Raw genomic sequence first — 4,907 nt, forward strand, 5'->3', positions numbered from 1 at the left:
GAGGTGATATTTTGCGAAAAATCGGTTATATACGTGTCAGTTCAACTAGCCAGAATCCTTCAAGGCAATTTCAGCAACTGAACGAAATCGGAATGGATATTATTTTTGAAGAAAAAGTTTCCGGAGCAACAAAAGATCGTAAGCAACTTCAAAAAATGTTAGAGGATATACAAGAAGGTGACATCATTTATGTTACGGATTTAACTCGGATTACTCGTAGTACACAAGATTTATTTGAATTAATCGATAACATACGGAGTAAAAAAGCAAATTTAAAATCCTTAAAAGATACATGGCTAGATTTATCAGAAGATAATCCCTACAGCCAATTCTTAATTACGGTTATGGCGGGTGTAAACCAATTAGAACGTGATCTTATCCGTATGCGGCAACGTGAAGGGATTGAATTGGCTAAGAAAGAAGGAAAGTTTAAAGGTCGGTTAAAGAAGTACCATAAAAATCATGCAGGAATGAATTATGCAGTAAAGCTTTATAAAGAGGGAGATATGACTGTAAATCAAATTTGTGAAATTACAAATGTGTCTAGGGCCTCATTATATAGAAAGCTATCGGAAAGGAACAGTTGATGAGTTATAACCAGAATCAGAAATATATAATAGAAAGTAAGTTTCATATAGAGGTGGAATTATATGCCTAAAATTGACAATATGTTAGCAATTCTATGGATGCTTCGTTCAGGTGAAAAAATTACTGCAAAACAAATTTCAGAAAAGTTAGAGATGAATATAAGGACTGTGTATCGTTATATTGATACACTTTCAACAAGTGGCGTACCTATAATTTCAGAACCAGGACATAACGGTGGATACACTTTATTGAAAAATTTTATTGAGGCTCCTCTTTTTTTTGATTTTGAGGAGCAAACTTCACTATTTCACGCTGCTGTTTTTGCAGAAGAAGCCGGATATTATGGAGGTGAAGCACTAAATCGGGCCATTTCAAAACTAAGTAAATACTCAAATCAAGAGCAGGAAACAAAGATAAACCAACATTTAACTAGTCTTGAAGTAATAAGCCGATTAAGTTCACTCTCTATGGAACCTTTTTTGAATGAGTTGGAGCAGGCCGTAGTTGACGGGTACTCAGTAAAAATTCTTTACCATAAAAGTGGCGAAAAGCAATTAAATTATAGATTGGTCGATCCGTACAGAATTATCTATTGGAATAATAAGTGGTATGTGATTGGATTTTGTCATCTTAGGAATGATATCCGTAGTTTTAGAGTAGATCGAATTGAAAGTCTAATGCTAACCGAAAATAAGTTTAAACGGCCAGAAAATTTTTCAGCACGTGACTTTTTTATAAAAAATCTTCTTCCAACTATAGAAGATAAAGAAGGGATTATTTCTTTGGTTATTAATGGGGATAAAAGTGTATTGGCTGATATTTGCCAACATTGGTTTTTAGGACATTATTTACAAGAGCGGACTTCAAATCAAGCAGTTTTTCTTCTTGAAAAAGATATAATACATACATATGTACCTTATTTACTTTTACCGTACAATAAATCTATTAAAGTTATTGAGCCAATAAGCCTTAAGAAAAGACTTGTTGAAGTTCTGTCGGAATTAATAAAATTTCATCAAGTATGATAACTTCCCTGACGTTAACTGTCAGGGAAGTTATATTATAATAGCTATATCAATTGTGATTGGAGTGTTATTGGATGCAAACAAAAAAAGCTTTTCTATATGTATTTAATACAATGTCGGACTGGGAATATGGATATTTAATTGCTGAACTAAACTCAGGAAGATATTTCAAAAAAGATTTAGCACCTTTAAAAGTAATTACAGTAGGAGCTAATAAAGAAATGATTACTACTATGGGAGGACTGAGCATAAAACCAGATATTTCCCTTGATGAATGTACTCTTGAGAGTAAAGATCTTTTAATTTTACCAGGAGGGACTACTTGGAGTGAAGAAATGCATCAACCTATCTTGGAAAGAATTGGCCAAGCTTTAAAGCTTGGCACTATTGTTGCTGCAATTTGTGGTGCAACTGATGCCCTCGCGAATATGGGATACTTGGATACTAGAAAGCATACAAGTAATAACTTAGAATATACTAAAATGGTATGTCCTAACTATAAAGGAGAAAAGTTTTATGAGCTGGGATCTGTGGTATCTGATGCGAATTTAGTTACTGCATCAGGAATAGCTCCTCTGGAATTTGCAATGGAGATACTGAAAAAAATAGATGTATTTACACCAGATGCATTACATTCATGGTATAACCTAAATAAGACTCATAAACCTGAATACTTCTTCCAGTTAATGAATTCAATAAATAAATGAAGTAACTGAAAAGCTCAATTTCTCTATTTTGATTTGTAGAGAAGTTGGGCTTTTTAATTTGGAATTTCCTTATCGTTGTAAATCCGCATTTTCATGACGCTACCCCTACAAGAACTCCAACGGGCAAATTCTTCTTAACTGTCATGGCTGCCTTTAGTGAATTAGATCGTGAAATGATTAAAGAAAAACAACATACGGGAATAAAGCTAGCAAAACAAAAAGGAGTATATAGAGGAAGAGTGAAGAAATACACAGATAAACATCCTGGCATGAACCATGCAATTGAATTACGAAAACATACCAATAAAACAGTAAAGGAAATATGTCAGATTACAGGAGTGAGTCAGGCCGCTCTGTATCGTAGATTAAAAGAACTTGAATAAAGTTCTGTTTTATATTTGTAATTAAATCCCAGAGTGGCCCCTCATCCCCCGAATCGTTTCCATACCCCACTAAGAAAGTTTCAAGAGGCGAAGAACCTTTTGAATCCTGGGACATCAACTGTGATGATGAAGTATTTCTTGGCTCAGCAACATTTGGAGACATAAAAGAAGAAGAATTTACAGAACAACAATTGCATCAACTTTGCGCTGAAATTAGAGAACGCTCATATGATAGGGCTTCCAAATAATATACTTGAATATTGTCCAACAGTTGAACTAACAGTAAAAGAATATGTATTCTTAGAAGCTATGAACCGTTCCAAAAAAGGAGAGGAGTTGCAACCATCTAAATGATGCATACACAAGAAAAATTTTATGAGAAGTTAATAGATGAGAAAAAAGAAGTAACGATTTTTCTAATAAATGGTGTCAGAGTACCTGGAAAAATTATCGCTGTTGATAAATTTTCGGTATTAGTTTTAAGCAATGGAAAGCAACAGTTCCTTTATAAACAAGCAATTTCGACTGTTTCTTTATAAAATGGGGTCCCACCACACATCCATCAACTTAAGAAAATAGACTATTCTTAAACTTAAAAGCACGTTACTATTCTCTTATGTTAATGAGAAAGGGTGACGTGCTTTTTATGAATATGCATCAAAAACAAGAGCTGTCTTTATTTGCCGAAGAGTTATATCGATATATGTCTCCCGCTACACTTAATCAATTAGCTATAGAAGCAGGTGGAATGAAACGAAAACGTAAGTGCCATGGGCACCATTTTTTATCTTTGTGTGTATGGTTAAATCAACAAATCGCTACAACCTCTCTTACTCAACTTTGTAGTCAATTAGAAACTTCAACAGGAATTTTATTAAGTCCTGAGGGACTGAATCGACGATTTAACTCGGCTTCTGTAGCCTTCTTTCGAACTGTATTTACTACACTTCTACAAGCTAAAATTGGAGGATCATCTACAATTTCTCATTCTCTTTCTGCTTACTTTGAGCGGATTCGCATCCTTGATTCTACAACCTTTCAAGTTCCAGATCGATTCGCAGCTACTTATCCTGGTGCCGGAGGCTGTAGTCATACAGCTGGTGTAAAAATTCAATTAGAGTATGACTTGTTGAGTGGAGAGTTTTCTGATGTGAAAATTGAACCAGGAAAACGAAGTGATCAGGCATATGGGGCGACTCGAATGGACATGACACAAAAGAATGAACTATATATTCGTGACTTAGGGTATTTTCGTTTACAAGACTTTAAATCAATCCAAGATAAGGAAGGGTATTATTTATCGCGTCTTAAATTACCAACTAAAATATATAGAAAAGAATTCGAAACAGTGGTATTTAAAACAAAACCTGCTCAATTGAGACCGGTATATATACAAATTCATTTGGAAGACATCATGAACCAATTACAACCTGGCCAAGTTTATGAATTACAAGATGTATATGTAGGGAGCAAAGACAAACTACCCACTCGCATTGTGGTTTATAGATGTACAGAGGCGCAAAAACAGAAACGTCTACATGATCGAGCTATTCGTGAAAAGAAAAAAGGGATTACATATACAGATCGTACGAAACTTTTACAAGGAATTACGGTATATATGACAAACATTCCTACGGAATGGGTACCGAAAGAGAAAATCTATGATTTATATTCACTGCGTTGGCAAATTGAGCTGTTATTTAAAATATGGAAATCTTGGTTTCGAATTCATCGTTGTAAATCTATTAAACAAGAGCGATTAGAATGCCACCTTTATGGACAACTCATTAGTATTCTATTATGTTCTTCTACTATGTTTAAAATGAGAGAACTCCTATTACGTAAGAAACAGAAAGAACTAAGTGAATATAAAGCGATGTACATAATTAAAGATTATTTCTTACTTTTTCATCAAGCACTACATAAAAACACCCAAGAATTATCAAAGATTCTCCTTCGTCTGTTTAACCTCCTACAGCGAAACGGACGAAAATCTCACAGATATGAGAAAAAAACAGTCTTTGATATTTTAGGTGTTGTGTATGAGTATACCACTTCTGCCCATCAGGTAGCATAGCGAAAAATTTGAAACCCGTCAGGGTTTATTTGACGTGCCTACTTTTATAACATCTATAAAAGATAATAAAAAACTACGTGGAAAGACCGCATTTTGTATAAAAATATACGTTAAGTTGATGGATGTG

5 protein-coding genes and 1 pseudogene are annotated in these 4,907 nt (G+C 34.2%); all 6 read left to right on the top strand.

From position 1 onward, the window contains the following. Nucleotides 1-11: 11 nt before the first annotated feature. A complete protein-coding gene (locus ACO6VI_RS32665) occupies nt 12-587 on the top strand; it encodes a recombinase family protein (protein ID WP_400560985.1) in 576 nt (191 codons plus the stop codon). 63 nt (nt 588-650) lie between these two features. Further along, nucleotides 651-1,613 (top strand): helix-turn-helix transcriptional regulator, encoded by a 963-nt coding sequence (locus ACO6VI_RS32670; RefSeq protein ID WP_422424761.1) that lies wholly within the window; start codon nt 651-653, stop codon nt 1,611-1,613. A gap of 74 nt (nt 1,614-1,687) precedes the next feature. Continuing rightward, nucleotides 1,688-2,320 (top strand): type 1 glutamine amidotransferase family protein, encoded by a 633-nt coding sequence (locus ACO6VI_RS32675; protein WP_422424762.1) that lies wholly within the window; start codon nt 1,688-1,690, stop codon nt 2,318-2,320. A gap of 107 nt (nt 2,321-2,427) precedes the next feature. After that, nucleotides 2,428-2,703 (top strand): annotated as a pseudogene (locus ACO6VI_RS32680) (recombinase family protein); the annotation flags it as partial. A 353-nt stretch (nt 2,704-3,056) separates the two neighbouring features. Continuing rightward, nucleotides 3,057-3,242, top strand: a complete 186-nt coding sequence (gene hfq / locus ACO6VI_RS32685) for an RNA chaperone Hfq (protein WP_002026701.1) — start codon at nt 3,057-3,059, stop codon at nt 3,240-3,242. A gap of 107 nt (nt 3,243-3,349) precedes the next feature. Further along, on the top strand, nt 3,350-4,780 hold the full coding sequence (locus tag ACO6VI_RS32690) for an IS4-like element ISBce2 family transposase (RefSeq protein WP_422424664.1): 1,431 nt from the start codon (nt 3,350-3,352) through the stop codon (nt 4,778-4,780). The last annotated feature ends 127 nt before the right edge of the window (nt 4,781-4,907 follow it).

The organism is Bacillus sp. PSXD-155, assembly GCF_049310765.1.
GTDB classification, from domain to species: Bacteria; Bacillota; Bacilli; order Bacillales; family Bacillaceae_G; genus Bacillus_A; species Bacillus_A cereus.